This window comes from Mesorhizobium sp. M7A.F.Ca.AU.002.02.1.1 (genome assembly GCF_003998535.1).
Taxonomy (GTDB): Bacteria; Pseudomonadota; Alphaproteobacteria; order Rhizobiales; family Rhizobiaceae; genus Mesorhizobium; species Mesorhizobium ciceri.
In genome coordinates this window covers 1-5,078 of the sequence record NZ_RZPB01000454.1, presented here as the reverse complement: position 1 = coordinate 5,078, position 5,078 = coordinate 1, and the positions used below count along the sequence as shown (strand labels likewise).

6 protein-coding genes are annotated in these 5,078 nt (G+C 61.0%); all 6 read left to right on the top strand.

Translation table 11 applies throughout. The annotated features are described in order from the left end of the window. On the top strand, nucleotides 1-993 hold a 993-nt coding region (locus EN879_RS23875), incomplete at its 5' end, for a type VI secretion system ImpA family N-terminal domain-containing protein (RefSeq protein ID WP_127274284.1). A 6-nt stretch (nucleotides 994-999) separates the two neighbouring features. Then, the gene (tssB, locus tag EN879_RS23870; protein WP_013525309.1) at nucleotides 1,000-1,539 is read left to right on the top strand and encodes a type VI secretion system contractile sheath small subunit; all 540 of its coding nucleotides are present in this window, start codon (nucleotides 1,000-1,002) and stop codon (nucleotides 1,537-1,539) included. Between the two features lie 2 nt (nucleotides 1,540-1,541). Then, complete coding sequence (tssC, locus tag EN879_RS23865) at nucleotides 1,542-3,047, top strand: type VI secretion system contractile sheath large subunit (protein WP_164774547.1); 1,506 nt, start codon at nucleotides 1,542-1,544, stop codon at nucleotides 3,045-3,047. A 46-nt stretch (nucleotides 3,048-3,093) separates the two neighbouring features. Then, the gene (locus EN879_RS23860; protein WP_013525307.1) at nucleotides 3,094-3,552 is read left to right on the top strand and encodes an Hcp family type VI secretion system effector; all 459 of its coding nucleotides are present in this window, start codon (nucleotides 3,094-3,096) and stop codon (nucleotides 3,550-3,552) included. Beyond that, nucleotides 3,539-4,294, top strand: a complete 756-nt coding sequence (tssE, locus tag EN879_RS23855; RefSeq protein WP_013525306.1) for a type VI secretion system baseplate subunit TssE — start codon at nucleotides 3,539-3,541, stop codon at nucleotides 4,292-4,294. Before EN879_RS23860 ends, tssE begins: the two co-directional genes overlap by 14 nt. Nucleotide 4,295: 1 nt before the next feature. After that, a partial coding sequence (locus EN879_RS23850) for a type VI secretion system baseplate subunit TssF (protein ID WP_206520989.1) occupies nucleotides 4,296-5,078 on the top strand: 783 nt, incomplete at its 3' end.

The window sequence follows — 5,078 nt, the reverse complement described above, 5'->3', positions numbered from 1 at the left end:
GTGCTCGCAAAGGCGGAGGAATTGCGCGCGCATGGCAGGGACTTGCGCCTGCTTGTCATCGTCACGCGCGCGCTGGCCAATGAAGACGGGCTGGCCGGATTGGCGCAAGGTCTGACGCTGATCGCGCAGACCTTCGATCAGCATTGGGACACCATGCATCCGGCTCTGCGGCCCAACGCTTCGCCGCGCGATGCCGCCTTGCGCCGTATCAACGCGCTGATCGACCTGCAGAATGGTCAGGACGGGTTGTTGGCGAATCTGCGGCAAATGACGTTCTTCGCGCCGCGCGCAATCGGCCCGGTTCAGGGCAAGGACCTGGAGAAGGGTGCGCTCGACGATCGCGTCATGCTCCAGGAAGCCGCCTCGGGGCTGAATGCGGCGGAAAAAGCGCAGCTGGTCAGTGCGCACGGACAACTCTTGAATCGGGTGCGTGCCGCATGTGCGGCACAGATCGATCAGGCCAATGCGGAGATGGTCCAGCTCATCGCCGACGCCCGGGCGACGATCACGGCACTGGATGCGCTCGAGACTGCGCTCAACGCTCGTCTCGAGGGCAGCGGCACTCCCGTTCCGGACTTAAAACGGTTCCTGCAGCGTTTGCTGACGACACTTGAACGGAATTCAGCGGCCGGCGCGGTGACGAATGGCGCAGCCACGCAGGCGGTGCCGACGGAACTGGCAACGCCTGCTCGAAACGGTCATGGAGCCGATGCTATGGCAAGTATGGCAAGCTATGCGGACTCGAGCACGGGACTCCCCGACCGGATCTCCTCGCGCGACGACGTGGTGAAATGCCTCGACCTGGTCGTCGCCTTCTATGACCGTACCGAACCGTCGAGCCCAATTCCGCACCTGGCTCGGCGGGTCCGTCGGATGGTGCACATGGATTTCGTTGAACTGATGGAAGATCTCGCCCCTTCGGGGCTGAAGGAGTTCAGGCTGCTGGCCGGCGTTCCCGATGCCAAGAAGACGGCTCAGAAGGATGAAAGGTAACAACACATGCCAGCCGAAAGCAAAGCCAAGGTCATCGAACGAAATCGCGCGCCGCGGGTGCAGATCGCCTACGATGTGGAAACCTACGGCAGCCCGACGACGATCGAACTGCCGTTTGTCATGGGCGTGATGGCCGACCTTGCCGGTGCTTCGCAAACCAAGGAAGCGTCAAAGTCGGTGCTGGACCGCTCCTTTGTCGAGACCGACGCGAACCGCTTCCCAAAATTCATGGAGGCGCTCGGCCCCCGCGTCAAAGCGCGGGTGAAGAACACGCTGCCGCAGGCCGAGGGCCAGGAGCGTGACGAGGAACTGGCGCTCGATCTTACATTTTCCAAGATGGGTGATTTCGCCCCCGACAAGATTGCCGAGCAAGTTCCGCAACTGGCCGAGATCCTCAAGATGCGTCGACAACTTGAGGAATTGCTCGGCTTCATGGATGGCCGTGTCGATGCTGAAAAGCGCATCGCGCAGCTTCTGAACAACGAACCGCTTCTTGGCAAGATTGCCAGCCAGGCGCTGGCCGACGACGACAAGGTTGGGGAATGATCATGGCCGAACAGCAAAAGACCGCCTCAGTCGCCGCGGAGGCCGAAGCCATAAACCTCGATGAATTCAGCGGACTCCTCGAAAAAGATTTCAAGGTCAAGAAGGACGACAGCGAGAAGCTGCAACAGCTCGTGCGCAATCTCGCGCTCGCGGCGCAGTCCCGTTCCGACACCACGACCATCTCTTCCAATGCCATCAAATCGATCAAGTCGCTGATCGCCGGCATTGACAAGATGCTGACGACACAGGTCAACGAAATCCTGCACGCGCCGGAAGTGCGTGAGATGGAAGGCACATGGCGAGGGCTGTGGTATCTCGTCAACAACACCGAGACGGATCAGAAGCTGAAGATCCGGGTGATGAACATCTCCAAAGAGCAGCTGGCCGATACGCTTGAAGACTATGAAGGTCAGATGTGGGACCAGAGCCCGATCTTCAAGAAAGTCTACACAGACGAGTATTCGATGCTTGGCGGCGAACCAATCGGCTGCGTGATCGGCGCCTACGAGTTCTCCAATCACCCACGTGACGTCGGCCTGCTGCGCAACATCTCCGGCATCTGCGCTTCCGCGCATACGCCGTTTATCGCGGCCGCTTCGCCGCGCCTATTTCGCATGGACAGCTGGCAGGAACTGCCGACCCCGCAAGACCTGCAGCAGATCGTCTCCACCCCCGCCTATGCCTCGTGGCAGTCGTTGCGCGAGAGTGAGGACGCTCGCTACATCGGCCTGACCATGCCCCGCGTCCTGGCGCGGCTGCCCTACGGCACCGATACCGTTCCGGTGAAGGGTTTCACCTTCGAGGAAGAGGTGGAGGGCGATCACAACAAATATGTCTGGATGAACGCCGCCTTCCCGATGGGCGTCAACATCAACCGCAGTCACAAGTTTTTCGGCTGGGGCACGCAGATCCGCGGCGTGGAGAATGGTGGCACGGTGCTCAACCTGCCGGTGCATAGCTTCCCGACCGATGATGGCTCGATCGCGATGAAATGTCCCACGGAAGTCGCCATCGACGACCGGCGCGAGGCGGAACTGGCCAAGCTTGGCTTGATGCCCATCCTGCACCGGAAGAATACCGATCTCGCGGCCTTCATCGGAGCACACTCGCTGCAGGACGACGAAACGCGGGCGGGGCGGCTGGTCGACCCCGATGCACAGTCGAACGAGCGGCTGAGCGCCAACCTGCCCTACCTGTTCCCGGTCTCGCGCTTTGCGCACTACCTCAAGGCGATCGCGCGCGACAAGGTCGGCTCGTTCAAGGAGCGCGCCGACATGCAGATCTGGTTGACCGAGTGGATCAATCGATACGTGCTGGCCAACCCGGCCTTTGCCGACGACAAGGCGCGCGCCAAGCGCCCGCTTGCCGCCGCCGAGGTCCAGGTGGACAGCGTGGAGGGGCGGCCGGGCTATTATAATGCCCGCTTCTATCTGCGCCCGCATTACCAGCTGGAGGGCATCAACGCGTCGCTCCGACTGGTCTCGGAACTACCGTCCGTTAAGACTTGATCGCAGCAACGACAACCTGGTTTTTTGAAAGCGGTGGAGAAACACAATGCCGACTACGAAGATTGATGGCTTCCTGAAGGTTCCCGATATCAAAGGCCCCAGCACCCGCGACGGCCACGATGACGAGATTGAAATCCATGGCGTCGACTACAAGATGGTCGCACCTTATGATCCCAATTCGCTGTCACGCCGTGGCCGCGTCTCCATGGGGATGATCAAATTCACCAAGCACTACGACAAATCATCGCCCTATCTGAAAAAGGCTTTGTTCGAAAACAAGGCCCTTGATGAGGTGGTGTTCTCGGCCCGCCGGACCATCGATGGCGAGACCAAGGATTACCTGGTCGTTACCCTCACCGACGCCTCGATCATGGAATACGACATGTCGCAGGCCGAGGATGAGGAAGACCTGATCCAGGAAGAGGTCAGCTTCGCCTACAAGAAGATCAAATTCGTCTATGACGGCAATGATGAAGCCGAAATGGATGTCTATGTCGGCAAGTGAGGTTCGGCGACCCGGCGCGGGCATGCAGCAGACCACTGGCAGCTTGCGGGCGAAAAGCGAAGCCGTCCAGCCGTCGCTTTGGGATCGTCTCGTCAATGATCTGCCGGGCCTGACCTCGGAAATAGACGGGCTGCGCCATGTCCTGCTCGACGAGCTTGGCGCGGACCGTCTCGACACACTCGTTGCCGGCAGCACGCGTGCCATCGACGCCGATGTGGTACTGACACCGGATCAGAAACGCCGTCTGCATCGGTTGGCCGTTCAGACCCAGCACCGCGTCGAAATCGAAAGCCGTGGCGTGGTGGTATCGGCGCGCGTGCTCAGGGAAGCGGTACGGCGTGACATCGAGGCGCTCTTCAACACAGAGCGCTTCGAGGCGACGCCGCTTCTTTCCGACCTGGAAAATGAACAGGTTGCGGACAATCCCCCTTCGCTTGCCGATTTCCCGGAGGTCCGCCGCAGCGTGGTCAATTACGGCGTGCCCTCCTTCTCGGGCCGCTCGTCGCGCGACTTCGATCGCGAGGTGTTGGCACGTGAGATCCGCATGGTGCTCGCGACCTTCGAGCCCCGCCTGAAGGAAAGCGCAACAAAGGTAACGGTCACGCTTGGCGACAACACCGTCGGCCTGAAGATCGAGATAGACGCCGTTCTGATCATGACCCCGACTCCCGAACGCATGCGCCTGCGCACCACGATCAATCTCGACAACGGTTTGGCGCGGACCGAAATTGGGGAGGCCTGAGATGGATCGGGTCTTCGTCGAATATTACGAGGAGGAACTGAGCCATATCCGCGCTCTTGCATCGGAATTCGCAGACATGCATCCGGCGGTGGCGCGCAACCTTTCCCTCGATACGGTGCCGTGTCCGGACCCATATGTCGAGCGCCTGCTCGATGGCGTAGCCTTCCTGGCCGCGCGCACCCGGCTAAAGGTCGATGCCGAGCGCTCGCGATTTTCCCGCAGTGTGCTCGACGTTCTCTATCCCGATCTGGTCACGCCGGCGCCGGCAACGGCGATGGCGGTGCTGAAACCCGGCCAGCAGGTCCAGACCATGCTGGCCGGCCACGTCGTCAAGCGCAACACACGGCTGGTTTCCAGCCTGCAGCCAGGCCTGTCAACGCGCTGCATTTTCTCAACCGCCCAGGAAATGACTCTATGGCCGATCGCGGTCACTTCGGTCAGCTTTTTTCAGGACCGCAGTGCGATGGCGATGGCTGGCATAGGACCGATCGGCGGTGTCAGCGGCGAGTCGGCGCTCCGCCTCACGCTGGCCAGGACCGGAAAAGGCAAGCTCGACGAACTGGCTCTCGACCGGCTTGACCTCTATTTTGCCGGACGCACCAAGGCGCCGCTACTGTTCGATGCGATTTTCGGCGCCTGCGCGGCCACAGCAGCGCGACCGGAAGGCAAGACCAACCCGCTGTCGCCGTTGCCGGCACCCGAGATGATCGGCATCAGCGACGACGAAGCCTTGATGCCGCGCACCCGCCCGACATTCGAAGGATACCGGTTGCTGCGCGAATAC